At 71.1% G+C, this 25022-nt stretch carries 25 protein-coding genes and 1 riboswitch; of the genes, 17 read left to right on the top strand and 8 right to left on the bottom strand.

Annotated elements, in window-relative coordinates; translation table 11 throughout:
* Positions 1 to 10 precede the first annotated feature (10 nt).
* The 7 genes from ACQEV2_RS26350 to ACQEV2_RS26380 all read left to right on the top strand — a co-directional run bounded on the left by ACQEV2_RS26350 (position 11) and on the right by ACQEV2_RS26380 (position 7106).
* A complete protein-coding gene (locus ACQEV2_RS26350) occupies positions 11 to 646 on the top strand; it encodes a dTDP-4-dehydrorhamnose 3,5-epimerase family protein (RefSeq protein WP_433046289.1) in 636 nt (211 codons plus the stop codon).
* Positions 643 to 1650 (top strand): NAD-dependent epimerase/dehydratase family protein, encoded by a 1008-nt coding sequence (locus ACQEV2_RS26355; protein WP_433046292.1) that lies wholly within the window; start codon positions 643 to 645, stop codon positions 1648 to 1650. The genes ACQEV2_RS26350 and ACQEV2_RS26355 overlap by 4 nt, the downstream gene beginning before the upstream one ends.
* A 9-nt stretch (positions 1651 to 1659) precedes the next feature.
* On the top strand, positions 1660 to 2202 hold the full coding sequence (locus tag ACQEV2_RS26360) for an NUDIX hydrolase (RefSeq protein ID WP_433046295.1): 543 nt from the start codon (positions 1660 to 1662) through the stop codon (positions 2200 to 2202).
* A 2-nt stretch (positions 2203 to 2204) separates the two neighbouring features.
* Complete coding sequence (locus tag ACQEV2_RS26365) at positions 2205 to 3455, top strand: activator-dependent family glycosyltransferase (protein WP_433046298.1); 1251 nt, start codon at positions 2205 to 2207, stop codon at positions 3453 to 3455.
* A gap of 61 nt (positions 3456 to 3516) precedes the next feature.
* Complete coding sequence (locus ACQEV2_RS26370) at positions 3517 to 4584, top strand: glucose-1-phosphate thymidylyltransferase (RefSeq protein ID WP_433046301.1); 1068 nt, start codon at positions 3517 to 3519, stop codon at positions 4582 to 4584.
* Positions 4581 to 5567, top strand: coding sequence for a dTDP-glucose 4,6-dehydratase (gene rfbB, locus ACQEV2_RS26375; RefSeq protein ID WP_433046304.1), 987 nt, complete (start codon positions 4581 to 4583; stop codon positions 5565 to 5567). The genes ACQEV2_RS26370 and rfbB overlap by 4 nt, the downstream gene beginning before the upstream one ends.
* A 24-nt stretch (positions 5568 to 5591) precedes the next feature.
* Positions 5592 to 7106 (top strand): peptide MFS transporter, encoded by a 1515-nt coding sequence (locus ACQEV2_RS26380; protein WP_433046307.1) that lies wholly within the window; start codon positions 5592 to 5594, stop codon positions 7104 to 7106.
* Between the two features lie 101 nt (positions 7107 to 7207).
* Here ACQEV2_RS26380 and ACQEV2_RS26385 read toward each other — a convergent pair whose 3' ends face one another.
* Positions 7208 to 7957 (bottom strand): class I SAM-dependent methyltransferase, encoded by a 750-nt coding sequence (locus ACQEV2_RS26385; RefSeq protein WP_433046310.1) that lies wholly within the window; start codon positions 7955 to 7957, stop codon positions 7208 to 7210.
* Between the two features lie 293 nt (positions 7958 to 8250).
* On the opposite strand from ACQEV2_RS26385, the gene ACQEV2_RS26390 reads away from it, so the two are divergent.
* Both ACQEV2_RS26390 and ACQEV2_RS26395 read left to right on the top strand, forming a co-directional pair.
* The gene (locus ACQEV2_RS26390) at positions 8251 to 8613 is read left to right on the top strand and encodes a hypothetical protein (protein ID WP_433046313.1); all 363 of its coding nucleotides are present in this window, start codon (positions 8251 to 8253) and stop codon (positions 8611 to 8613) included.
* Between the two features lie 18 nt (positions 8614 to 8631).
* On the top strand, positions 8632 to 9816 hold the full coding sequence (locus tag ACQEV2_RS26395; RefSeq protein WP_433046316.1) for a glutathionylspermidine synthase family protein: 1185 nt from the start codon (positions 8632 to 8634) through the stop codon (positions 9814 to 9816).
* Positions 9817 to 10157: 341 nt separating this feature from the next.
* On the opposite strand, the gene rocD is transcribed toward ACQEV2_RS26395, so the two are convergent.
* Positions 10158 to 11372, bottom strand: a complete 1215-nt coding sequence (gene rocD, locus ACQEV2_RS26400; RefSeq protein WP_433046319.1) for an ornithine--oxo-acid transaminase — start codon at positions 11370 to 11372, stop codon at positions 10158 to 10160.
* A 162-nt stretch (positions 11373 to 11534) separates the two neighbouring features.
* Positions 11535 to 11637: riboswitch (ZMP/ZTP riboswitch) on the top strand.
* 31 nt (positions 11638 to 11668) lie between these two features.
* Here rocD and ACQEV2_RS26405 point away from each other — a divergent pair.
* Positions 11669 to 13117, top strand: coding sequence for a glycine hydroxymethyltransferase (locus ACQEV2_RS26405; protein WP_433046322.1), 1449 nt, complete (start codon positions 11669 to 11671; stop codon positions 13115 to 13117).
* Between the two features lie 109 nt (positions 13118 to 13226).
* On the opposite strand, the gene ACQEV2_RS26410 is transcribed toward ACQEV2_RS26405, so the two are convergent.
* The 3 genes from ACQEV2_RS26410 to ACQEV2_RS26420 all read right to left on the bottom strand — a co-directional run bounded on the left by ACQEV2_RS26410 (position 13227) and on the right by ACQEV2_RS26420 (position 16090).
* Positions 13227 to 13919: a hypothetical protein gene (locus tag ACQEV2_RS26410; RefSeq protein ID WP_433046325.1), complete on the bottom strand. Its 693-nt coding sequence runs from the start codon at positions 13917 to 13919 to the stop codon at positions 13227 to 13229.
* Between the two features lie 256 nt (positions 13920 to 14175).
* The gene (locus tag ACQEV2_RS26415; protein ID WP_433054770.1) at positions 14176 to 15120 is read right to left on the bottom strand and encodes a hypothetical protein; all 945 of its coding nucleotides are present in this window, start codon (positions 15118 to 15120) and stop codon (positions 14176 to 14178) included.
* Positions 15121 to 15487: 367 nt separating this feature from the next.
* On the bottom strand, positions 15488 to 16090 hold the full coding sequence (locus tag ACQEV2_RS26420; RefSeq protein ID WP_433046328.1) for an RNA polymerase sigma factor: 603 nt from the start codon (positions 16088 to 16090) through the stop codon (positions 15488 to 15490).
* An 89-nt stretch (positions 16091 to 16179) separates the two neighbouring features.
* On the opposite strand from ACQEV2_RS26420, the gene trpS reads away from it, so the two are divergent.
* On the top strand, positions 16180 to 17193 hold the full coding sequence (trpS, locus tag ACQEV2_RS26425) for a tryptophan--tRNA ligase (protein ID WP_433046331.1): 1014 nt from the start codon (positions 16180 to 16182) through the stop codon (positions 17191 to 17193).
* Positions 17194 to 17318: 125 nt separating this feature from the next.
* Complete coding sequence (locus ACQEV2_RS26430) at positions 17319 to 17891, top strand: 2'-5' RNA ligase family protein (RefSeq protein WP_433046334.1); 573 nt, start codon at positions 17319 to 17321, stop codon at positions 17889 to 17891.
* A 108-nt stretch (positions 17892 to 17999) separates the two neighbouring features.
* Here ACQEV2_RS26430 and ACQEV2_RS26435 read toward each other — a convergent pair whose 3' ends face one another.
* Positions 18000 to 18755 carry a decaprenylphospho-beta-D-erythro-pentofuranosid-2-ulose 2-reductase gene (locus ACQEV2_RS26435; RefSeq protein WP_433046337.1) on the bottom strand — a complete coding sequence of 252 codons (756 nt, stop codon included), beginning with the start codon at positions 18753 to 18755 and terminating at the stop codon, positions 18000 to 18002.
* A gap of 60 nt (positions 18756 to 18815) precedes the next feature.
* Entirely contained in the window at positions 18816 to 20171 is a 1356-nt protein-coding gene (locus ACQEV2_RS26440; RefSeq protein ID WP_433046340.1) for an FAD-binding protein, read from the bottom strand.
* A gap of 133 nt (positions 20172 to 20304) precedes the next feature.
* Here ACQEV2_RS26440 and ACQEV2_RS26445 point away from each other — a divergent pair, with 133 nt between their 5' ends.
* Genes ACQEV2_RS26445 through ACQEV2_RS26460 form a run of 4 tightly spaced genes read left to right on the top strand, consistent with a single transcriptional unit; the run spans position 20305 to position 23429 of the window.
* Entirely contained in the window at positions 20305 to 20859 is a 555-nt protein-coding gene (locus ACQEV2_RS26445) for a phosphatase PAP2 family protein (protein WP_433046343.1), read from the top strand.
* Positions 20852 to 21844, top strand: coding sequence for a decaprenyl-phosphate phosphoribosyltransferase (locus ACQEV2_RS26450; RefSeq protein WP_433046346.1), 993 nt, complete (start codon positions 20852 to 20854; stop codon positions 21842 to 21844). Before ACQEV2_RS26445 ends, ACQEV2_RS26450 begins: the two co-directional genes overlap by 8 nt.
* Complete coding sequence (locus ACQEV2_RS26455; protein ID WP_433046349.1) at positions 21838 to 22383, top strand: GtrA family protein; 546 nt, start codon at positions 21838 to 21840, stop codon at positions 22381 to 22383. Before ACQEV2_RS26450 ends, ACQEV2_RS26455 begins: the two co-directional genes overlap by 7 nt.
* 2 nt (positions 22384 to 22385) lie before the next feature.
* Positions 22386 to 23429 carry a YihY/virulence factor BrkB family protein gene (locus ACQEV2_RS26460; protein ID WP_433046352.1) on the top strand — a complete coding sequence of 348 codons (1044 nt, stop codon included), beginning with the start codon at positions 22386 to 22388 and terminating at the stop codon, positions 23427 to 23429.
* Here the strand turns inward: ACQEV2_RS26460 and ACQEV2_RS26465 are convergent.
* Complete coding sequence (locus ACQEV2_RS26465) at positions 23377 to 24663, bottom strand: D-alanyl-D-alanine carboxypeptidase family protein (protein ID WP_433046355.1); 1287 nt, start codon at positions 24661 to 24663, stop codon at positions 23377 to 23379. The genes ACQEV2_RS26460 and ACQEV2_RS26465 overlap by 53 nt on opposite strands.
* Before the next feature lie 91 nt (positions 24664 to 24754).
* Between ACQEV2_RS26465 and ACQEV2_RS26470 the strand changes: the two genes are divergently transcribed.
* The gene (locus ACQEV2_RS26470) at positions 24755 to 24994 is read left to right on the top strand and encodes an SCO4848 family membrane protein (protein ID WP_398820666.1); all 240 of its coding nucleotides are present in this window, start codon (positions 24755 to 24757) and stop codon (positions 24992 to 24994) included.
* Positions 24995 to 25022: the final 28 nt, after the last annotated feature.

Raw genomic sequence — 25022 nt, forward strand, 5'->3', positions numbered from 1 at the left:
GAACCCAGAGATGACGACCGAACACGCCGGCCCTACGGCGACCGCGACCGCGGGCGTCCGCGAACTCGCCGTCAAGGGCGCCTTCGAGTTCACGCCCAAGGTCTTCCCCGACGACCGCGGTCTGTTCGTGGCCACCTACCAGCGACCGCTGTTCACCGACGCGACCGGGCATGCCTTCCCCGTCCACCAGGCCAGTCAGAGCCACTCCCGGCGAGGCGTGGTGCGCGGTGTGCACTTCACCTCGACCCCGCCGGGCACGGCCAAGCACGTCTACTGCGCGCGAGGCCGGGCCCTCGACCTGGTGGTCGACCTGCGGGTGGGGTCGCCGACGTTCGGCACGTGGGACTCGGTCCTGCTCGACCAGGAGCACTTCCGTTCGACGTACCTGCCCGTCGGGGTCGGCCATGCGTTCGTCGCCCTCGAGGACGACACCGCGATGGTGTACCTGATGTCCGGGCCGTTCGTCACGGAGAACGAGCACGCCATCTCCCCGCTCGACCCGGCACTCGGACTGCCCGTCACCCTCGAGGGCGTCGAGCCGATCCTGTCGGAGCGCGACATCGTGGCGCCCACGCTGGAGCAGGCCCTCGAACGGGGGCTCCTGCCGGACTACCAGACCAGCTGCGCGCTCGAGGCGGCGCTGTGACCGCCGCCGCGCCCCGGCCGCTCGTCGTCGTCCTCGGCGCCTCCGGCTATCTGGGCACCGCCCTCACCCGCGAGCTCGCCGTACGGGACATCCGGCTGCGGCTGGTCTCGCGCCGCCCGGCCGCCGTACCGGAGGGGGCCCGCGCCGCAGTCGAGACCGTGGTCGCGGACCTCACCGTCCCCGGGCAGCTCGCCGCCGCCGTCGAGGGTGCGGACGCCGTCGTGCACCTGGCCGCCCGTATCTCCGGCGCGACCTCGTGGCGCGGCGCGGGCGCCGACCCTGCCGTCGAGCGGGTCAACGTCGGGCTGGTGCACGACCTCGTCCGGGTCCTGCGGGAGAACGCCGTACCGGACCGCCGCCCGGCCGTGCTGTTCGCCGGAACCGTGGCCTCGGTCGGCGTACCCGGCAAGGTCCGCATCGACGGTTCCGAGCCGGACGACCCCAGGAGCGCCTACCCGCGGCAGAAACTGCAGGCCGAGCTGGCGCTGAAGGCAGCCGGCGACGAGGGCCTGATCCGGGCCGTCTCCTTGCGGATGCCGACCATCTTCGGACCCGGCCCCCAGGACACGGCCGCCGACCGCGGCGTGGTCGTCACCATGATCCGGCGTGCCCTCGAGGGCAGGCGTCTGGAGCTGTGGGACAAGACCGTCCGCCGGGAGATGATCCATGTGACGGACGTCGCCCGCGCCTTCGCCGCCGCCCTCGACCACGCCGACGCCCTCGCGGGACGGCACTGGCCCATCGGGACCGGCCGCAGCGAACCCCTCGGCGACATGTTCACGGCGATCGCGGCGGCCGTGGCGGACCACACCGGAGCGGACCCCGTTCCGGTCGTCGAGGTCCCGCCGCCGGGCGAGGCCGAAGCCACCGACCTCCAGGGCATGGAGGTCGACGCGTCGGCCTTCACCCGGATCACGGGCTGGCAGCCCGTCGCGGACCGGTCCGCCGCCCTGGCCGCACTGGTCGCCGAGGTCGCCGTCCGCACCGCTCCGAGCCGGGTGTAGGGGGCTGCGATGCGGTGGATCGTGCACGGCGAACGCCCGCTCTACGAAAGCGAGTGGGTGGACCTGCTGCTGTCCGACATCGAGTTCCCGGACGGCTCACGCCGGGACCACCACCTCGTCAGGATCCCGCCGTCCGTGGCCGTGGCCGTCACGGACGACCAGGACCGGGTGCTGATGCTATGGCGACACCGCTTCACCACGGACACCTGGAGCTGGGAACTTCCCGGCGGCGCGGTGGAGGAGGGCGAGACGCCGGCCCAGGCGGCCGTCCGCGAGGCGGTCGAGGAGACCGGCTGGCTCCCGTCCGACGTGACCCCGCTCGGCTACGTCCAGCCGATCACCGGGATCACCAACGCCGAGCAGCACGTGTTCAGGGCTGCCTCGGCCACTCGGGTGGGCGCGCCCACCGACCCCCACGAATCCGACGCGATGGCGTGGATTCCGCTGCGGGACATGCCGGCGCTGATCGCGAACCGGCAGCTCGTGGCGGCCGCCACCCTCGTCGGCGTACTGCAGATGCTGGCCGACCGGGCCGTTGAATCGAGAGGTTGATCATGCGAGTACTCCTGGCCTGTGCCGGTATCAAGACGCACTTCTACAAGATCGTCAACACGGCGTGGGCGTTGCAGAACGCCGGGCACGAGGTGCTGGTCGCCAGCCACCCGGTCCTGGTCGACGACATCGTCCAGGCCGGCCTGTCCGCGGTCGCGGTCGGTACCGACCACGCCATGTTCGCCCCCGCGCCCTCGGGCACGACGTCCTACAGCCGCGAGTGGGACTTCACGTTCTCCACCCCGGAGACCCTGACCTGGGACTATCTGCACGAACTGCACGAGGCCCTGGTGGGCCGGTTCCACACCACCCTCAACAACGACACCTTCGTGGACGGGATGGTGGACTTCGCCCGCGCCTGGCGGCCCGACCTGGTGCTCTGGGAGCTCGGCACGTACGCCGGCGCCATCGCCGCGCGGGCCGTCGGTGCCGCCCACGCCCGGATCGTCTGGGGCCAGGACGTCACCATGCGCGCCCGGGAGGAGTTCCTCGCGCTCAACCGCGCCCGCCCGGCGGACCAGCAGAGCGATCCGCTCGCCGACTGGCTGGGCGGCGTGGCCGCGCGCTTCGGCGACACCTTCGACGAGGAGCTCGTCACCGGCCAGTGGACGGTCGACCTGCTGCCCGAGAGCGCCCGGCTCAAGTCCGGCCTGAAGATCGTCCCCAGCCGGTACGTCCCGTACAACGGCCCCTCCGTCGTGCCCCAGTGGGTGTACGAGCCCCCGCAGCGCCCCCGTGTCTGCCTCACCCTCGGTGTCGCCGGACGCGAGCGGGGCCTGGACTACATCTCCCAGGCCGACCTGCTCGACGCCGTGGCGGACCTCGACATCGAGATCATCGCCACGATGGACAGCCTCCAGCGAGAGAACCTGCGCCAGGTGCCGGACAACACCCGGCTGGTCGACTTCATCCCGCTGCAGGCCCTCCTGCCGAGCTGCTCGGCGATCGTCCACCACGGCGGCTCGGGCACCTGGGGCACGGCCATGCTGTACGGGGTCCCCCAGATCGTGATCGCCGCCACCTGGGACACCCCGGTCAAGGGCCGGCACCTGGAGCGCGTCGGTGCCGGGCTCTACATCCCGGCCGGTGAGCTCAAGCCGGACCTCCTGCGCGAGAACCTCGTCCGGATCCTGGACGAGCCGTCCTTCCGGGAAGCCGCCGAACGCCTCCGCCAGGAGGCCCTCGTAGAGCCCACTCCGAACGACACCGTCCCGATCCTCGAGCGCCTGACCGCCCAGCACCGCGCTCGGTGACATACCCGGGCTCACCCACCCACCTTGCCGGCGAAGCGCCGCAGACCCACGGAGCGAACACGTGAAGGCACTCGTCCTGTCCGGAGGGGCGGGGACTCGGCTGCGTCCGATCACCCACACCTCGGCGAAACAGATGGTCCCCGTCGCGAACAAACCCGTCCTCTTCTACGGCCTGGAGGCCATCGCCGCCGCCGGGATCGAAGAGGTCGGCATCATCGTGGGCGACACCGCCCAGGAGATCATGGACGCGGTGGGGGACGGCTCGAAGATGGGGCTGCGCGTCACCTATATCCCGCAGGAAGAGCCGCTGGGCCTGGCCCACGCGGTGCTGATCGCACGGGACTTCCTCGGCGACGACGACTTCGTGATGTACCTCGGGGACAACTTCATCCTCGGCGGTATCACCGGACTCGTCGAGGAGTTCCGCCGGGAGCGCCCGGACGCCCAGATCCTCCTCACCCGGGTCCCCGACCCGCGGGCCTTCGGCGTCGCCGAACTCGACGCGTCCGGGCGGGTGATCGGCCTGGAGGAGAAGCCGATCCACCCCAAGAGCGACCTCGCCCTGGTCGGCGTCTACCTCTTCACGCCCGCCGTCCACGAGGCGGTACGCGCGATCAAGCCCTCCTGGCGAGACGAACTCGAGATCACCCACGCCATCGAATGGCTGATCAGGCAGGGCAAGAGCGTCCGCTCCACCACGATCACCGGCTACTGGAAGGACACCGGCGGCGTCGAGGACATGCTCGAGGCCAACCGAACCGTCCTGGAGACCCTGATCACCAAGATCGAGGGTGACGTCGACGACGCCAGCGAGATCATCGGGCGGGTGGAGATCTCCGAAGGCGCGGTCGTGCGGAGATCGCGCATCGTCGGACCTGCCGTCGTCGGAGCGGGCACCTCGATCACCGACTCGTACGTCGGCCCCTTCACCTCGATATCCGACAACTGCCGCGTGGAGGACAGCGAGATCGAGTTCTCGATCGTCCTCGGCGACTCCTCCATCACCGGCGTCCGCCGGCTGGAGTCCTCCCTCGTGGGACGGAACGTCCAGGTCACCCCGGCGCCCCGGACCCGTGCGGCGCACCGTCTGATCCTCGGAGACAACAGCAAGGTGCAGATCTCCTCATGACCAACAGGATTCTGGTAACCGGAGGAGCCGGCTTCATCGGCTCGCACTACGTCCGCACGCTCCTCGGCGCCCACGGCCCCGGCGACGTCGGCGTCACCGTCCTCGACAAGCTCACCTACGCGGGGAACCCGGCCAACCTCGACGCCGTGCGCGACAGCGCCGGCTTCGCCTTCGAGCAGGGCGACATCTGTGATGCCCCGCTCGTGGACCGGCTGGTGGCGCAGCACGACCAGATCGTCCACTTCGCGGCCGAGACCCACGTGGACCGCTCGATCACCGGCGCGGACCCGTTCGTCCAGACGAATGTCGTGGGCACGCAGATCCTGCTCGACGCCGCCCTGCGGCACGGCATCGGCACCTTCGTCCACATCTCCACGGACGAGGTGTACGGCTCCGTCGACCACGCCTGCCCCGAGACGGACCCGCTGCACCCCAGCTCCCCGTACTCGGCGTCAAAGGCCGCAAGCGACCTGCTCGTCCTCTCCTACCACCGGACCCACGGTCTGGACACGCGCGTCCTGCGCTGCACCAACAACTTCGGGCACCACCAGTTCCCGGAGAAGGTCATCCCGCTGTTCATCACCAACCTGCTCCAGGGCCGGAAGGTGCCGCTGTACGGCGACGGCCTCAACGTCCGGGAGTGGCTGCACATCGACGACCACGTACGCGGCATCGAACTGGTCCGCACCCAGGGGCGGGCCGGTGAGATCTACAACATCGGCGGCGGCACGGAGCTGACGAACCGGGAGCTGACACAGCGTCTCCTCACCGCCTGCGGCGTCGGCTGGGAGATGGTCGACTTCGTGCCCGACCGCAAGGGCCATGACCGGCGCTACTCCGTCGACTTCACGAAGATACGCACCGAGCTCGCATACCGGCCGGCGAAGGACTTCGACACGGCTCTGGCCGAGACGGTCGCCTGGTATCACGCCAACCGCGCCTGGTGGGAGCCGCTGCGCGCGCACGACCTGGCCGTCGCCTGATCCGAACCGCACGAAGGAGAGACCGTGGACAGCCCGAGCCGGACACGCGACCACAGCGGTGCCGGGATACGTCGTGGGGACACCGGAGACGGGCAGAGCCGGTCCGCCGCACGGACGAACACACCCGCCGTACGGGAGGGCGGCGTCGCGGGCCCCGGGGCCCGCCGTGGCTTTCTCACCCTGCTCGGCGTCGACCTGTGGGAGCGCTTCAGCTTCTTCGGCATGGCGGCGATCCTCGTCCTCTATCTCACCGCCGCCCCCGCCGACGGCGGCCTGGGCATGTCCCAGCAGACGGCCACCGCGCTCTTCGCGACCTACATGTCCCTGAACTTCATGGCCGGCCTGCCCGGGGGCTGGCTCGCCGACCGGGTCCTCGGGGCTCGCCGGGCCGTACTGGCGGGCGGCGCGCTCATCGCCTGCGGCCACGCCGTCCTCGCGATCACGGCCGCCCCCGCCCTCTACACCGGTCTCGCCCTCGTCGTCGTGGGCACCGGCCTGGTCAAGCCGTCCCTGGCCGCCATGGTGTCCGCGGTCAGCGGCACGGCCAAGCGGGAGGAGGCCTTCTCCCGCTTCTACATGTGCATCCAGGTCTCCGCACTGCTCGCCCCGGTCGTCACCGGATTCCTCGCGGAAAAGGTCACCTGGCACCTGGGCTTCGCGGCGGCCGCCTTCGGCATGGTGGCGGGCCTTGCTCAGTTCCGTATCGGCCTGCGCGTCCTCGACGGCGTCGGCAGCGCACCCACCCGGCCCCTGACCCGCGCGGAGGCCCGGACCGCCGCCCGGCGTGCCGTTGCGGTCGTCGCGGTCGGTGCCACCGCCGCGACCACCGTCGTCCTGGGCGTTCTGCCGCTGCTCGCGGTGCTGGCCCTGCTGGGCCTGGCCACCGTGTGCCTGCCGTTTCTCTATCTGCGTGCGCTGGGCCGCCGCAGCGCCGTCGAGCGCCACCGGCTGACCGCCTTCACCGCGGTCATGACAGCCTCGGCGGCCTTCTGGATGATCTTCGCGCAGAGCGGTTCCGCCCTGTCGCTCTTCGCTGCGCATCACACCGACCGCGATGTTCTCGGCTTCACGGTCCCAGCGAGCTGGCTGCAGTCCGTGCACCCGCTGTTCATCCTGCTCCTGGCGCCCTTCGCCGGCCGGGTGCGGGCGACGACGACCACCAAGTTCGCCGGAGCCCTGGCCGCGGCGGGGGTGAGCTTCGTCGTCATGACGGTGGCCGCCCTCCTGGCCCGTACCGGCCACGTCTCGATGGCCTGGCTGATCGCCGTCTACCTGCTGTACTCCCTGGGCGAGGTCGTGCTCGCCCCGGCCGGCCTGGCACTGGCCGCCGCGGCCGCCCCGCCCGGCTATCTCAACAGGTTCCTGGCGCTGAACGGCATGTTCGCCGCCGTCGGGGTCGTCCTCGGCGGGCAGCTCTTCCGCCTGACCGCCGTTGTGCCCCTGCCCGCCTACTTCCTGGCGCTGGCCGGGATCGCCCTGGCAGCCGGCGCGTCCGTGGCCGCTGCCGCCCGCCGTCTGCGCCTCCACCTCCCTGCCTGAGCGGGACGCCAGACCGCCAGACCGCCTGACCTGGCCCGCGCCCCCTGCCGTGGGCCGGGTCGGCTGTCAGCAGCGGCGCTGGCGGCGGCGCGCCCGGGCTTTCACGGCTGGTCCCGACGAAACAGCGCCGTCCACAAGAACGGCTCACCGAACCAGGGCGACTGCGGCGGCTCTTTGCTCATGCGGCGCACCTCGACCTCGGTCAGGTCGCAGAAGACCCACCGCAGCGACTCGGGTGTGTAGGCCAGGCCGGCATGGAACACACCGCCCCGCAGACCGGATTGGCGATAGAAGTCCGTGTCACTGAGTTCGGACCCCATCCCGCCGCCCGCGAAGCAGGTGAGCGCGAGATGCCCTCCGGGGGCCAGGACCCGCTCGAGGAAGGCCAGATAGCTGATACGGCGGTGCGGCGGCAGATGGTGGAAGCAACTCGAGTCGTAGATCAGGTCGTAGGGGCCGTCGAGTTCACCGTCCGCCGGCGCCAGCGCGTCGCCGCACACGAAGCGGATCTTCGCCCCCGCATCCCGGGCACGCTCCTCGGCCCAGGCCACGGCCGCCGACGACAGATCGACCGCGTCCACGTCGAAGCCCAGCGAGGCCAGATACAGCGCGTTTCGGCCCGCACCGCACCCCAGGTCCAGAGCACGCCCCGTCCCGAGCAGCCCGCGCTCGGCGTAGGAGACCAGATTCTCGTCCGGCTTCGGCGCGAAGAACGGCACCGCGCTGGAACGGTCCGCGTACACGCTGTCCCACCAGGCTGCGGCATCGTTCGTCAGGCTGTCGGACTCCGGCGCGAACAGGCCGTCCAGCAGCCTGAGCACGTCGTCCACCTTGCGTATGTCCCGGTCCATTCGAGCCCTCCCCGTCCGAACGACTGTCCGTTTCATTCACCCACAGCAGGGCGGCAGTTCCCACCCGCGTCCAGCGGACTTAGACACCGCCTCGAGCGACTTCCTGCGGAGTTCCAGTGCCGCTCTCCACATCCGGCGCACAGACAATCCCAAACGGTGCAAAGCGACCGCAGGCGAGCAGTCGAAAGGCAACCCTCCGACAGCCGTACGCGAAACGATCTCTAGGCTGTTCGCCGTACGACAACCAGAACATCGGCCGCACGGCCTCATGGGCATCATCGGGGGAGACACACATGGCGGAAACGCGACGTCGGCTGCGCTCCAGCACCGTCGTACTCGGCGGCATGGGAGTCATAGCCGCCGCCCTGACCTCCTGCGGCTCGGAACCGGACCGCCGCTGCGTCGACCGTGACAGCTACACCTACGAGGGCTACAAGGTCGTCGCGGACAAGAACTGCAAGTCCGGCTCCACCTCGTCAAGCGCCTCCTACGGCAAGGGCCGCAAGAAGACCGGCTCCGGCCGCAGCAGCGACGCCGCCTGGTACTACGACGCCGAGGTCGACGACGGCCGCGCCGACTACGGCACCTTCAGCCGCAGCGAGGCCGTCGACCGCGGCGGCTTCGGCTGCTCGGGCTCGGGCAGCAGCGGCGGCTGAGCGGGGCCTGCGAATCAGATGGAGCGCCGCACGATCGGGCCCCGCCCCGGCTGGCAGCAGACCGTCGAGGAACAGGGGCTCATCTATCCCCTCACCCGCCACCCCGACAACTCCCTGCGCCCGTACTGGGACGAGAGCGCCCACTACGTCTTCTCCCTGGCGGAGGTCGAGGCGCTGGAGGAAGTCGTCGAGGAACTACACCGTATGTGCCTCGCGGCGGCCGAGCACATCGTCGCCGAGAACCGCTTCGCCGACCTCGGCATCACCGACCCGCGCATCGCGGACGCGGTAGCCGAGGCCTGGCGCCGGCGCGCCGAACTCCCCTCCGTCTACGGCCGCTTCGACCTCCGCTACGACGGCACCGGCCCGGCGAAACTCCTGGAGTACAACGCCGACACCCCCACCTCGCTGGTCGAGGCCGCCTCGCCCCAGTGGTTCTGGATGGAGGAGCGCTTCCCCGGCGCCGACCAGTGGAACTCCCTCCACGAACGCCTCGTCGCCGCCTGGAAGAAACAGTCCGCCCTGCTCCCGCCCGGCAGCCCGCTCTACTTCGCGTACTCCTCGGCCGACGAACTCGGCGAGGATCTGATGACGGTCGCCTATCTGAAGGAGACCGCGGAACAGGCGGGCCTGGACACCGGCTGGATCTCCATGGAGGAGATCGGCTGGGACGGCCTCTCGGGCCGCTTCGTCGACACCCAGCTCCGCTTCATCCGCAGCTGTTTCAAGCTCTACCCCTGGGAGTGGCTCACCACCGACCGCTTCGCCGGCCACGTCCTCGACACCCTCGACAACGGCGGCGGCACGGGCACCACCCTCTGGGTCGAACCCGCCTGGAAGATGCTCCTCAGCAACAAGGCCCTCCTCGCCATCCTCTGGGAGCTCTACCCGGACCACCCGAACCTCCTCCCCGCCTACCTCGACGGACCACGGGAGCTGGCGGGGACGACGGGCTACGTCGCCAAGCCCCTGCTCGGCCGCGAGGGCGCGGGCGTGACCGTGCACGAGAAGGGCACGGACCCCGTCCTGCGCGACGAGCCCTGCTGCTACCAGCAGTTGGCCCCGCTCCCGGCCTTCGACGGCAACCATGTCGTCCTCGGCGCCTGGGTCGTCGAGGACGAGCCGGCGGGCCTCGGCATCCGCGAGTCCTCCGGCCTGATCACGGACGAGTACGCGCGCTTCCTGCCACACGTGATCCTTTAGCGAGCCCGGGCGGAGGGGCCCCGACCGCTGCTGCGGCCCGGCTCGGTCCCCCGAACCACCGTCCACGACCCGGGCGGCAGAAGCGCACCCTGCCTCAGCAGACGGCCGCAGTCGGTTCACACCCTGGGCAGGTCCCGCAGCGGCAGACGGGCGCAGTCGGTTCACACCCTGGGCAGGTCCCGCAGCGGCAGACGGGCGCAGTCGGTTCACACCCTGGGCAGGTCCCGCAGCGGCAGACGGCCGCAGTCGGTTCACACCCTGGGCAGGTCCCGCAGCGGCAGACGGGCGCAGTCGGTTCACACCCTGAGCAGGCCCCGCCGCAGCAGACAGCCGCAGTCGGCTCACACCCCGAGCACGCCCCGCAGCTGGGCGAGCCCCCAGTCCAGATCCTCCTTCCCGATCACCAGCGGCGGCGCGATCCGGATCGTCGCCCCATGGGTGTCCTTCACCAGCACGCCCCGGTCCATCAGCTTCTCGGACACCTCCCGCCCGGTGCCGTACGCCCGGGCGATGTCGATCCCCGCCCACAGCCCGCGCCCCCGTACCGCCGTCACCCGCCCCGTGCCGGCCAACGCCCCCAGCTCCCGGTGCAGATGCTCCCCGAGCTCCGCCGCCCGCGCCTGGAACTCGCCCGTCCGCAGCATCGCGATCACCTCCAGCGCCACCGCGCAGGCCAGCGGATTCCCGCCGAAGGTCGACCCGTGCTCCCCGGGCCGGAACACCCCGAGCACCGCGGCGCTGGACACCACAGCCGACACCGGCACGATCCCGCCCCCGAGCGCCTTCCCGAGCACATACACATCCGGCACCACCCCCTCGTGCTCGCACGCGAAGGTACGACCCGTGCGCCCCAGTCCCGACTGGATCTCGTCCGCCACGAACAGCACGTTCCGCTCCCGCGTCAGCTCCCGCACCGTCGGCAGATAGCCCGCCGGGGGGACGAGAACCCCCGCCTCGCCCTGGATCGGCTCCAGCAACACGGCGACGGTGTTCTCCGTCATCGCCTCCCGCATCGCCGTCAGGTCCCCGTACGGCACGATCTCGAAGCCCGGCGTGTACGGCCCGAAGTCCGCCCGCGCCTCCGGATCGGTGGAGAAGCTGATGATCGTCGTCGTACGCCCGTGGAAGTTGTTCCCGGCGACCACGATCTTCGCCATCTCCGCCGGCACGCCCTTGACCCGGTACCCCCACTTCCGGGCGGTCTTCACCGCCGTCTCCACGGCCTCCGCCCCCGTGTTCATCGGCAGCACCATCTCCATGCCGCACAGCTCGGCGAGCTGCTCGCAGAACGCCGCGAACCGGTCGTGGTGAAACGCCCGCGACGTCAGCGTCACCCGCTCCAACTGCGCCTTCGCCGCCTCCACGATCCGCCGGTTGCCATGCCCGAAGTTCAGCGCCGAATACCCGGCCAGCAGGTCCAGATACCGCCGCCCCTCCACATCCGTCATCCAGGCCCCGTCCGCCGTCGCCACCACGACCGGCAACGGGTGATAGGTGGGGGCGCTGTGCGCGTCGGCCGCGGCGATCAGGGCTTCGGTGGTGCTCGACGTGCTCACGAGGCTCTCCGTTTCCGCCACCACGAGGGCTCGCGCTCCGCCCGTCACGAGACCCGTGGCCACTGTCCATTTCTGGCCGTTCAAGTGCTTTGCGGCCCCTTCCTATCGTTGCTCGCATGGTGGACGCGGGACCATGCTTCGTCGGCGCGCCCGGTAGGCTGATCGACGGGCCGTGACTGGCGCGCTGGGATGGGACGGACCATCGGGGAGCGGCCCACTGGACCGTGTCGTCCAGCACCGAGTGCCGTGCGCCTGGGCCGTACCGTGAACGCTGCACACGACGTCCGGAGGTCCCCATGTCAGCCGAGCCCCTCTCCACCGAGTCCACCGCCTTCCGTTCCGCCCTCGACGTGATCCGCGCCGTCGAGCCGCGCGTGGCCGACGCCATCGGCCAGGAGGTCGCCGACCAGCGCGAGATGCTCAAACTGATCGCCTCCGAGAACTACGCCTCCCCGGCCACCCTCCTGGCGATGGGCAACTGGTTCAGCGACAAGTACGCCGAGGGCACCGTCGGCCGCCGCTTCTACGCCGGCTGCCGCAACGTCGACACCGTCGAGTCCCTCGCCGCCGAGCACGCCCGCGAGCTCTTCGGCGCCCGCCACGCCTACGTCCAGCCGCACTCCGGCATCGACGCCAACCTCGTCGCCTTCTGGGCCGTCCTCGCCGACCGGGTCGAAGCCCCCTTCCTGGAGAAAACCGGCGTCCGTCAGGTCAACGACCTCAACGAGGCCGACTGGGCCGAGCTCCGCCAGGCCTTCGGCAACCAGCGCATGCTCGGCATGTCCCTGGACGCCGGCGGCCACCTCACGCACGGCTTCCGTCCGAACATCTCCGGCAAGATGTTCGACCAGCGTTCCTACGGCACCGACCCGGCCACCGGCCTCATCGACTACGAGGCCCTGCGCGCCCAGGCCCGCGACTTCAAGCCCCTCATCATCGTCGCCGGCTACTCCGCCTACCCCCGTCTCGTGAACTTCCGGATCATGCGTGAGATCGCCGACGAGGTCGGCGCCACGCTCATGGTCGACATGGCCCACTTCGCCGGTCTCGTCGCCGGCAAGGTTCTCACCGGCGACTTCGACCCGGTCCCGCACGCCCAGATCGTCACCACCACCACCCACAAGTCGCTGCGCGGCCCGCGCGGCGGCATGGTCCTGTGCGACGACTCCCTCAAGGACCAGGTCGACCGCGGCTGCCCGATGGTCCTCGGCGGCCCGCTCCCGCACGTCATGGCTGCCAAGGCCGTCGCCCTCGCCGAGGCCCGCCAGGAGTCCTTCCGCGACTACGCACAGCGCATCGTCGACAACTCCCGGGCGCTGGCCGAGGGCCTGATGCGCCGGGGCGCGACCCTCGTGACCGGCGGCACCGACAACCACCTGAACCTGATCGACGTCGCCTCCTCCTACGGCCTCACCGGCCGCCAGGCCGAGGCGGCCCTCCTCGACTCCGGCATCGTCACCAACCGCAACGCCATCCCCGCCGACCCGAACGGCGCCTGGTACACCTCCGGCATCCGCATCGGCACCCCCGCCCTGACCACCCGTGGCCTGGGCACCGCCGAGATGGACGAGGTCGCCGCCCTCATCGACCGTGTCCTCACCACCACCGAGCCCGGTACGACCAAGTCGGGCGCCCCGTCCAAGGCCGCTCACGTCCTCGACCCGAAGATCGCCGACGAGATCTCCCACCGCGCCACCGACCTCGTGGCCGGCTTCCCGCTGTACCCGGAGGTCGACCTGGGCTGAGGCCGGGTTCTGAGGCTGAGGCCGGGTTTCTGAGGCCGTGGTCTGACGCCGAGGGCTGAGCCGACGGGCGCGGCTCTCGGCTGCGGTCCGGGGCCGAGCCCGCCCGCCCTCATATGTCCCGCAGCTCCTGCCTCGGCCCCGGCTCGCCCCGCAGGCGGTTCAGTGGCAGACGGGCGGCGAAGGGGCGCAGGACCAGTGCAAGCACCGCCCCGACCGCCACGCCCGGCAATGCCCACCACCAGTCGGTGCCGTCACTCGCCCCCGACGACCGGGCCTGGGACGCCTCGGTCGCCGCGGGCGCCTTGGCCGCGGCTTCGGCCGAGTCCTTCGCCCCGTCGTCCGTCCCGTACACCTCCCACGCCGGCGGGAAGATCGCTGCGCTTCCCCCGCCCGTGGCCTTGCCCATGAGGCCCAGCTTTTTGAGCAGGGCACGTAGCGGGGTCGGATGCTCGGCGCGGTGCCAGGCGCCGTTCGTCGTCCTGTCCAGGTTGGCCGCCGTGTGTATCCAGACGTCCTGCCCGTCGTCGGCCGGGTAGACCCGGTCGAGGCGCCAGGGCGTCACGTCGTGGAGCATCCAGGTGACGTTGATCTGGCGGACTGCCGTCAGGCCTGCCTCGGGCGGCTTGTCACGCGTGCCTGTGCCCGGGGCGCCGAGCAGCTGCTCCAGCTCGCCGTACTCCTTGTCGGAGTAGTACAGCGAGGCCGTCTCCCCGCTCTCCGGTGAGGCCAGGAGCACACTCGTCGGTCCTCCGGCCGACGCGGGCGCCGCGCCCCACACCATGAGGGCGAGCGCCGCCGCCAACGCCCCTGTCGTGGCCGCCAGTTCACGACCCCAGCTGCGCCTCCAACCGGCCCCGTTCCCGCGGGATGCTCCGGGCGGCCGATCTCCCGACCATCCGGCCCCCTGCCCCCGCCGACGCAACCGGTCTCCCCAGCAGCCGATCCCATGTCCGCCCATCCGAACCCCCAAGTCGAGCGATCCCCGTGCGGCCCGTCCCCGAGCCGCGTGTCACTTCTGGTACACCGCCCGACCCGCTTGGGTTCCCACCCTGGGGCGACTAATTGGGGGACCTGTCGGAGGGCATGCCGGGGAAGTCGTCGTCGGCTTGGCCGGAAGCGGCGTCGGACGCCGTCTCGAGCGACCTCGCGATCTCCACCGCCCGCCCCTTCGACGCCACCCCCTCCAGTCGGGCCGTCACGTCGGCGCCATCGCTGCCGTCGCCGCCGTCGGCCTCGGGCGTCCGATGCGTCCACAGCAGCGTCGGCCCGGCCGTGCGTTCCTGGCGGGTGTAGTGGTCCCCGTCCGGGTCCAGCAGCGAGAAGCTCAGCAGGTGCGGCCGGGGAAACCACAGGGCCGGGTCCGAGCTGTCGCCGTCCGAGCTGTCGTCCTCCAGCCAGATCCACTCCGGCTGCTCACGCACCGTCTTCGTGAAGGAGATGTCCAGGCCCGCCCGCCGCTCGTCCAGCCGTATCGTGCGCCCGTCCTCGCGCCAGCACAGGCTCACCACGAACCGTCCCCGCGGCTCGCCCGACACCGCAACGGCGTTCGGCATACCGAGCTCGGTCGGCACCAGCGGCTCGAACCCGGCCCGGCGCTCGGCCTGCGCCAGGGACACCGAGTGGCCGCAGCCGGGGACCTCGGCGCCGGGCGACGGGACCGCCGACGGGTCGTACCGCACCTCGGCTCCGGCGAAGCCGAACCAGTCGAAGACCGCCGCCCGCACCGGGGGCGTGAGCACGAGCACCGTGAGCAGGCCGCACAGGGCCGCAGTCAGTGACCGCCACCGCATCCGCATCCAGCGCCGCACGGCTCGCAGCCGCTCAGCGGCGCCCGGCGGCTCGGCCACCGGAACAGGCGAGTGCTCGGCGAGTATCTGCCCCAGCACCCGCTCGACCATCGTCTCCGCGCCGTCCGCCGCCCCCGGCGCGTCCAGCGAGCGCCCGAGCGCCCGCAGCTCCTCGGACAGCCGCGCGGCCTCCGAACGCCGACCGCGATCACCGATGCCGCCTCCGCTGCCGCGCCGATCAGGGTCATCGGGGCCTTCTCCGCCGCCGTGCCCACCGGGGGCATCGGTGCCTTCGCCGCCGCGCCGCCCGGAGTCACCAGTTCCTCGGCCACCGCCGCGCCGACCGGGGTCACCAGCACCTTCGCCACCGCCGCGCCAACCATCCCGATCGGTGCCTCCGTGGCCCCCACCGCTCTCACGGTCGTACACACGCCGTCCTTCACCGCCGTACGCCCCCGGGCCGTGATCGTCGTATGCCTCCGGCCCCTGACCGTCGTACGCCTCGGGCCCCTGACCGTCATACGCCCCCGGCCCCTGACCGCCGTACGGCGTCCGTCCATCGCTGTCATGAGGCGTTCCTCCGTCACCCATGCTCATCACCCCCTTCCCGAGGCTGAAAGTCCGGCAGCAGCCGCCCCAGCTTCCGCAGCGCGCGGTTCAGCCGGGACTTCACCGTGCCCCTGGGCCACCCCAGGGCCTGGGCCGTCTCGGATTCGTCCATCTCCAGGAGATAGCGGTAAGTGACGACCAGGCGGTGCTCCTCGCTCAGCTTCTCCAAGGCGGCCTGCAGGGCGGCGCGGCGCTCTATCTCCAGCGCGGCCACCGCAGGATCCGCCGATTCCGGTATCAGCGGCTCCGCCTCCACGAACGCCGCCTCGCGCCCGGCGAGCGTGCGCTGGCGGGCTGCCGTGCGCACTGTGTTCCTCGTCTCATTGGCCACGATGGACAGCAGCCATGGCTTGAACGCCGCGCCGTCCCTGAACCGGCCCAGCGAGCAGTACGCCTTCACGAACGCCTGCTGCACCACGTCCTCCGCGTCCGCACCCGCCCCGAGCGCGGCGGCCGCCCTGAGCGCGATGCCCGTATGGGCCCGCACCAGCTGCGCGTACGCCTCCGGCTCCCCGGCGCGTACGCGTGCGATCACCGCGGCCTCATCGACGATGCGGCCCCCCTCCCGCGTCCTCACACCTTTGTTACACCGTCGGAGACGGATCGGTTCCCATCTGTTTCCGACCAGTTCCGGACCGGCCTTCGGAACCTGAGAGAATGGTGAGCATGGCCTCTGATCGACCCCGCGTGCTCTCCGGAATCCAGCCCACCGCAGGCTCGTTCCACCTCGGCAACTACCTCGGCGCCGTCCGCCAGTGGGTTGCCCTCCAGGAGTCCCACGACGCGTTCTACATGGTCGTCGACCTGCACGCGATCACGCTCCCGCAGGACCCCGCCGACCTGCGCGCCAACACCCGCCTGGCCGCCGCCCAGCTGCTGGCCGCCGGGCTGGACCCCGAGCGCTGCACGCTGTTCGTCCAGAGCCACGTCCCCGAGCACGCCCAGCTCGCCTGGGTCATGAACTGCCTCACCGGTTTCGGCGAGGCGTCCCGCATGACCCAGTTCAAGGACAAGTCCGCCAAGCAGGGCGCGGACCGGGCCTCGGTGGGCCTGTTCACGTACCCGATCCTGCAGGTCGCGGACATCCTGCTGTACCAGGCCAACGAGGTCCCGGTCGGCGAGGATCAGCGCCAGCACATCGAGCTCACCCGCGACCTCGCCGAGCGCTTCAACGGCCGCTTCGGCCAGACCTTCACCGTCCCGAAGCCGTACATCCTCAAGGAGACGGCGAAGATCTACGACCTTCAGGACCCGTCGATCAAGATGAGCAAGTCGGCGTCCACGCCGAAGGGCCTCATCAACCTGCTCGACGAGCCGAAGACCACCGCCAAGAAGGTCAAGAGCGCGGTCACCGACACCGAGACGGTCATCCGCTACGACGTCGAGAACAAGCCGGGCATCAGCAATCTGCTCACCATCTACTCGACCCTCACGGGGGCGGGAATCACGGAACTGGAGCAGAAGTACGACGGCAAGGGCTACGGTGCGCTCAAGACGGACCTCGCCGAGGTCATGGTCGAGTTCGTGACGCCCTTCCGGGAGCGCACCCAGCAGTATCTGGACGACCCGGAGACGCTGGACTCGATCCTGGCCAAGGGCGCGGAGAAGGCGCGCGCCGTCGCCGCGGAGACGCTCTCCCAGGCGTACGACAGGGTGGGTTTCCTGCCCGCCAAGCACTGAGCCCGTACAGCGCTGCATATCACTACGGTTGCGCCTGCCCGCGGCCCGGCCGTAGCCGTACAGTCGATAGCCGAGTGGCTGCCACGGCGGCCACTCACGCCCACCAACAGACGACAGGAGACGACGTGGGGACCGTAACGATCGGCGTGTCGATCGCGGTCCCGGAGCCTCACGGCAGCCTGCTCCAGGAGCGGCGCGCGGGCTTCGGCGACGCCGCGGCTCACGGCATCCCCACGCATGTCACGTTGCTGCCGCCGACAGAGGTCGACGCCTCACTGCTGCCCGCGATCGAGGCGCATCTCGTGGAGGTCGCGGCCGCCGGCCGCCCCTTCCCGATGCGGCTGTCCGGCACCGGCACCTTCCGGCCCCTCTCGCCGGTCGTCTTCGTCCAGGTCGTCGAGGGCGCCGAGGCCTGCACCTGGCTGCAGAAGCAGGTCCGTGACGCCTCCGGACCCGTCGCACGCGAACTGCAGTTCCCCTACCACCCGCACGTCACGGTCGCGCACGGCATCGACGACGAGTCGATGGACCGCGCCTTCGAGGAACTCGCCGACTACGAGGCCGGCTGGGCCTGCACCGGCTTCGCCCTCTACGAACAGGGCGCCGACGGCGTGTGGCGCAAGCTGAGGGACTTTGCCTTCGGGGGTGCGGTGGTGCCGCCGCAGGCGGGGCGTGTGGAGCGGGAGACGCTCCGCTAGGAGCGCCGCGATGGGTGGTGCCGCGCATTGCCGGTGGTCGTCTGCGGCGCTGTTGTGGCTGGTCGCGCAGTTCCCCGCGCCCCTCTAGGGACGCTGCCGAGCTGAGAACTACAGAGGCAACCGTCGGAACAGCCCTCGCGGGGCATGCCGCAGCGCTGACATCACCAGGCGCAGCGCCCCCGGCACCCACACCGTCTCCGAGCGGCGTCGCAGGCCCGCCTCGATCGCTGTCGCGACCGCCTCCGGGGTCGTCGCGAGAGGGGATTCCTCCAGGCCCGCGGTCATCTTCGTCCGTACGAATCCGGGGCGTACGACCATGACGTGGACGCCGGTGCCGTGCAGGGCGTCGCCCAGGCCCTGGCAGAAGGTGTCGAGGCCGGCCTTGCTGGAGCCGTAGATGAAGTTGGCGCGGCGGGCCCGCTCGCCGGCGACGGAGGAGAGGACGACGAGCGAGCCGTGGCCCTGGGACTGGAGTGCGGCGGCGCTGACCAGGCTCGCCGACACGGCGCCCGTGTAGTTGGTCTGGGCGACCCGCACGGCGTTCAGTGGCTCGCGCTCGTCGCGGGCCTGGTCGCCGAGGACCCCGAAGGCGAGGAGCACCATGTCGATGTCGCCCTCCGCGAAGACCTTGCCGAGCGCCGTCTCGTGGGACTCGGGGTCGAGCGCGTCGAAGTCCACGGTGCGCACGTCGGCTCCCAGGGCGCGCAGGTCGGCCGCGGACTGCTCCAGGGCGGGCGACGGGCGGCCCGCCAGCCATACGGTGCGGGTGCGGCGCGCGATCAGGCGGCGGGCGGTGGCCAGCGCGATCTCGGACGTACCGCCGAGGACGAGCAGGGACTGGGGGAGGCCGAAGGCGTCCTTCACGACAGCTCCTAGGGGTCTGAGAGTCCGGGGCCGGGGGGCCGGGAGATCTGAGGGCGGGTGCTACAGGGCGAGGCGGCGGGCCAGGTCCGACATGAACACCCCGCGCGGGTCCAGTTCGGCGCGCAGCGCGCGGAAGTCGTCCAGGCGCGGGTACATCGCGGCGAGCAGCTCGGGCCGCAGCCGGGAGTCCTTGGCGAGGTAGACGCGCCCGCCGGCCGCGGCCACCTCCTCGTCCAACTCGTCGAGGAGCGCGGGCAGGCCTGGCAGGCCGGCCGGGATGTCCAGGGCCAGCGTCCAGCCGGGCACCGGGAAGGACAGCCAGCCGGGGTCTGCGTCCCCGAACCGCTTGAGGACGGCCAGGAAGGACGGGCAGCGGTGTTCGGAGAGGCGCCGCACAATCCGGCGCAGTGTGTCCTCCTGGCCGCGTCCGACCACGAACTGGTACTGCACGAAGCCGCCCCGGCCGTAGATCCGGTTCCAGTGGGGCACGCCGTCCAGCGGGTGGAAGAAGGTGGCGAGCTTCTGCAGTTCGCCGGTACGCGCGTGTGGCGCCCTGCGGTACCAGAGCTCGTTGAACCAGCCCACCGTACGGCGGCTCAGCAGCCCTTCCGGGAGGAGGGCGGGCGCGGCAGGCAGGCGGGAGGGGCGGAAGGCGAGCGGGTCTCTACGCGCGCGCGTGCCTTCGCGCAGCGCCTCCAGGGTTGCGTGGTCGCCGCGCGTGAGCACCGCGCGTCCTGTCGCCGCGCCGCGCGCCAGCAGGTCGATCCACGCGACCGAGTAGCGGTAGTGGTCGTCGGTGGCGACCAGACGGGCCATCAGGTCGTCGAGGTCCCGCGCGCGCTCCGTGTCGACCGACATCAGCGAGGTCTCCACAGGCTGGAGTTGGACCGTCGCGGTCAGGATCACGCCGGTCAGGCCCATGCCGCCGGTGGTCGCGTCGAACAGGGGCGTGCCGCGGCGGACCGTGCGGATGCCGCCGTCGGCGGTCAGGAGCTCCAGGGACAGGACATGGCGGGAGAAGGCGCCCGAGACATGGTGGTTCTTGCCGTGGATGTCGGCGCCGATCGCGCCGCCGACGGTGACATAGCGGGTGCCAGGGGTCACCGGCACGAACCAGCCGAGCGGCAGCAGGACCTCCATCAGCCGGTGCAGGGAGACACCCGCGTCGCACAGTACGGTGCCGCCGTCGGCGTCGATCGCGTGGATGCGGTCCAGGCCCGTCATGTCGAGTACCGCGCCCCCGGCGTTCTGCGCCGCGTCCCCGTACGCCCGCCCCAGGCCCCTCGGGATGCCCCCGCGAGCCCCGCAGTCCCGGACGGCGGCCACGGCCTCCTCGTACGTCCGGGGGCGGATCAGACGGGCGGTGGTGGGGGCGGTGCGGCCCCATCCCGTGACGGAGACGGTGTCGGCAGGCATGTCGGCGACCGTAGCGCCCCGGTGTGGGCGATCAGTTCTGAAACATCCCTTCCCTCCCCGAAATGGGTGATTAATGGGATGTCGTTCAATATTGCCGTAGTTCTCGCGTGGTCGGCGTGAACAGTGAGTCCACATGGATCACCTCGACCACCTCGACCACCTCGACGACATGGACCACCGAAGCCTTCGGGGAGTGGACCGCCGGATCCTTTCGGCGTTCCATGCCCGCGGCCGTGACCCACGCGTCGCCGCCGCCGCGCGCGCCCTCTCCCGGGCCGGCGAGCACGGCGCGCTGTGGCTGGCGGCGGGCCTGGCGGGGGCCGCCGTGGACGGTGGGCGACGCGGCGCCTGGTTGCGGGGCACGGCGCTCACCGCGGGCGCGCACCTCGTCAGCATGGGGGTGAAAAGGGTGGTGCGCCGCCCCCGCCCGGCGCACGTCGTGCCCCTCGTGCGCACCGCCGGCCGGCACTCCTTCCCCAGCTCCCACGCGACCTCCGCAGCGGCGGCCGCCGTCGCCTACGGCGCGCTCGGCGCGTACGTGGTCCCGCCGCTCGCCGCCGCGATGTGCGTCTCGCGCCTGGTCGTCGGCGTGCACTACCCCTCGGACGTGGCGGCGGGCGCGGCCCTGGGCGTACTCGCGGCGTGCCTCGGGACGGGCCGGCTGCGGAGAGGGGGCGCGCATGACTGAGACCGCGCCCTTCACGGATGCCGCGCGCACCAGGCAAGCGGCGCTGCACGAGCAGCGCACACCCCCGCGCCGGTCCGCACCGCGGCCCCCCAAAGCCGGTCTCGGCGCGCTTCTGAAAGGCCTCCTCAGGACCGCGCGCCCCAAGCAGTGGGTCAAGAACGTCCTGGTCGTCGCCGCCCCGGCCGCCGCCGGCCGGCTCTTCTCGACCCACGCCCTGGTCCAACTCGCGCTCGTCTTCGCGCTCTTCACGGCCTGCGCCGCCGCCGTGTATCTGGTCAACGACGCCCGCGACGCCGAGGCGGACCGCGCCCACCCCACCAAGCGTCACCGCCCGGTCGCCGCCGGACAGGTCCCCGTGCGCGTCGCGTACGCCGTCGGAGGCGCCCTCGCGGTCCTGGCGCCGGCCGCCGCGGCGTGGTTGACGTCGCCCGCCGTCGCTGCCCTGCTCACGGCGTACATCGGCATGCAACTGGCGTACTGTGTCAGCCTCAAGCACGTCCTGGTCGTCGATCTCGCCGTCGTCACGACCGGGTTCCTGATGCGGGCGATGGTCGGCGGGCTCGCGCTGGGTATCCCCCTGTCGCGCTGGTTCCTGATCACGACCGGGTTCGGGGCGCTGTTCATGGTGTCGGCCAAGCGGTACTCCGAAGCCGTGCAGATGGCCGGGAAAGCGGGCGCCACGCGCGCGTTGCTCACCGAGTACACCGCCGGCTATCTGCGCTTCGTCTGGCAACTGGCGGCCGGGGTCGCCGTCCTCGGGTACTGCCTGTGGGCCATGGAGGAGGGCGGCGTCCCGCACACCGGCGTGCTGCCCTGGCGGCAACTGTCCATGGTCGCCTTCATCCTCGCGATCCTGCGCTACGCCGTCTTCGCCGACCGCGGCACGGCCGGCGAACCCGAGGACGTCGTCCTGCGCGACCGGGCGCTCGCCCTCATCGGGGTGGTGTGGCTGGCGATGTACGGGTTGGCGGTCGCCAATTGGTAGGCACGCGCGCGCCGAAGGACCGAAACGAACCGTCGCGCACGCGTGCGTGGAACGACCGAAACGAACCGTCGCGCACGCGCGCGTGGGACGACCGAGCCGAATCCCCGCCCCGCAGCCCCCTCACCGGCCCGAAAGCCACCCGCCGTGAGCTCGTCGGCTTCGCCGCCGTCGGTCTTCTCGCCTACGCGGTCGACCTCGCCCTCTTCACCTGCCTGCGCGGCCCCGCCGCCCTGGGCCCCCTCACCGCCAAGGCCCTCTCCTTCGTCGCCGGCTGCACGGTCGCCTACGCCGGGAACGCCCTCGGCACCTACCGCCACACCCACCCGAGGGGCGTGCGTCCGTACGCCGTCTTCTTCGCGGTGAACACCGCCGGAGCGGCTGTACAGCTGCTGTGTCTCGGCGTGAGTCACTACTGCCTCGGCTTCACCTCCCAGCGCGCGGACACCGTGTCCGGCGCCGGAATCGGTATGGCGCTGGCGACTGTCCTGAGGTTTTGGGGCACTCGGACATTGGTCTTCCGCACCGAGGGCAGGGTCTGATCATGGACTGGCTGAAAAAACTCCCCGGCGTCGGGCCCATGGTGACCCGGCTGATGACCACGCACGCGTGGCGGTCGTACGAGCGCATGGACCGGGTGAAGTGGACACGGCTGGCCGCCGCGATGACGTTCATCAGCTTCGTCGCGCTGTTTCCGCTGCTCACGGTGGCCGCGGCGATCGCCGCCGCGACGCTCAGCCAGGAGCAGCAGGACAAACTGGAGGACAAGCTCGCCGAACAGGTACCCGGCATCTCCGACCAGCTCGACATCGGCGCACTGGTCCAGAACGCCGGCACGGTCAGCCTCATCGCCGGCGCCGTGCTGCTGTTCACCGGCATCAGCTGGGTCGGCTCCATGCGCGAGTGCCTGCGCGCCGTGTGGGAGCTGCCCGACGACGAGGAGAACCCCGTCCTGCGCAAGGCCAAGGACGCGGGCGTCCTGGTCGGCCTCGGCGGCGCGGTGCTGGTGACGATCGTGGCCTCCGCGGTCGCCTCCGCCATGGTCGGCTGGATCACCCGGCAGATCGGCATCGACGAGGGCGGCTGGGGCGGCGTCCTGCTGCACATCGCCGCGTTCCTCGTCGCCGTACTCACCGACTTCCTGCTCCTGCTGTACGTCCTGACCCTGCTGCCCGGTGTCGAACCGGCGCGCCGTCGGCTGATGGTGGCGGCGCTGATCGGCGCGATCGGGTTCGAACTGCTGAAGCTGCTGCTGAGCGGCTATATGCAGGGCGTGGCCACGAAGAGCATGTACGGCGCGTTCGGCGTGCCGGTCGCCCTGCTGCTGTGGATCAACTTCACCGCGAAGCTGGTGGTGTTCTGCGCAGCCTGGACGGCGACGCAGAGCAAGGAGACCGAACTCGCCGATGAGTCGGGGGACTCGGGTGAGGCAGAGGACTCCGGCGAGTCCGAGGACTCGGGCGAGCTCGAACACGCGGGCGGGCCCGAAGGTTCAGGTCCGCCCGACGGCTCAACTCCGCCCGCGAAGCCCGGCGTCAGGGGCGGCTCCGACGGCGCACCAGGTCGGGCAGCGGCCACCGGCGGTTGATCAGGAACACGCCCGCCGCGAGCAGCACCAGCACCCCGCCGGCGATCCCGATCGCGACGCCGATGCCGCTCGAGCCGCCGGCAGCCGAGGCCCCCACCGCCGACTTCGACGACTCCTGGCCGTCCCCGGCGCCACCGGCCTCCCCGGAGTCGTTCGCACCCGGCTGCGCGCTGGCCTGCACCGCGCCCTTCGGCGGCACCAGCTCACCCACCGGCTGCACCTTGCCGGCCGCCTTGAAGCCCCAGTCGAAGAGCCGCGCGGTCTCCTTGTAGACCTCGTTGTGCTCGCTCTTCTCCGGGTTCATGACCGTGACGAGCAGCACCTTGCCGTCGCGCTCGGCCACACCGGTGAAGGTGGCGCCGGCGTTCGTGGTGTTGCCGTTCTTGATGCCCGCGATGCCCTGGTAGACGGGGATGTCGCTGTCGCCGGACAGCAGCCGGTTGGTGTTCTGGATCTCGAAGGACTCGCGGACCGACTTGCCCTTCTTGTTCTTCTTCGTCTCGCCCGGGAACTTGGCGGTGACGGTCGAGCAGTACTCGCGGAAGTCCTTCTTCTGCAGCCCGGAGCGGGCGATCAGGGTGAGGTCGTACGCCGACGAGACCTGGCCCGGAGCGTCGTAGCCGTCGGGGGACACGGCGTGTGTGTCGAGGGCCTGCAGCTCCTCGGCGTGCGCGTTCATCTCCTCGACGGTGTTCTTGATCCCGCCGTTCATCTTCGACAGGACGTGCACGGCGTCGTTGCCGGAGCGCAGGAAGACCCCGAGCCACAGGTCGTGGACGGTGTACGTCTCGCCCTCCTTTATCCCGACCATGCTGGAGCCGGAACCGATGTCCGCCAGGTCGGACGGGACGACCTTGTGCTCCATCGTCTTCGGGAACTTCGGCAGCACCGTGTCGGCGAACAGCATCTTCATGGTGCTCGCGGGCGCCAGCCGCCAGTGCGCGTTGTGCGCGGCGAGCACCTGTCCGGACTCGGCGTCGGCGACGACCCAGGAGCGGGCGCTCAGGTCCTTGGGCAGGACGGGGACACCGCTCGCGAGGTTCACCTGTGTGCCGGGCCGGCCGAGCCGTTCGCCGCCCACGGTCGACATGTTCGCCGGGGGAGTGGCCGACGGGCTCGTACTCGGTGACGGCTTGGGAGCCGCGTGGGAGACGGGCGCGGTCAGCGCGAGGGACGACAGGACGGCGGAAGTGACCAGCAGGGATCGCCTGGCGGTCTTCTTGGGTGCGGGCACGACGGAGAAAGTACATGCCGTTCCCATGGAAGTCCCGCTTCCGTCCCCACCCCGCTCGGGGAACCGGACAGGTGATGGTGATACTGAACGTATGAAGCTCAGCCGCCCCGTCTCCTGGTTCCTGCTCGCCTTCGGGGTGTGGAGCTGGGTCATCTGGGTCACTTTCGTCAAAAACCTGATCAAGGACAGCAGCGGGCTCGCGTTCGACGACGGTCACCCGACGGCGTACTTCTGGGTGCACCTGCTGCTCGCCGTCGTCTCCTTCGTATTGGGGACGGTCATCGGGGTCATCGGGTTGCGCGGAGTGCGCGCACTGCGCCGCACGTCATAGGAACTCGGCCAGGGCCCGGGACGTTCAC

The sequence above is a fragment of the Streptomyces sp. CA-251387 genome, assembly GCF_050936625.1.
Classification (GTDB): domain Bacteria; phylum Actinomycetota; class Actinomycetes; order Streptomycetales; family Streptomycetaceae; genus Streptomyces.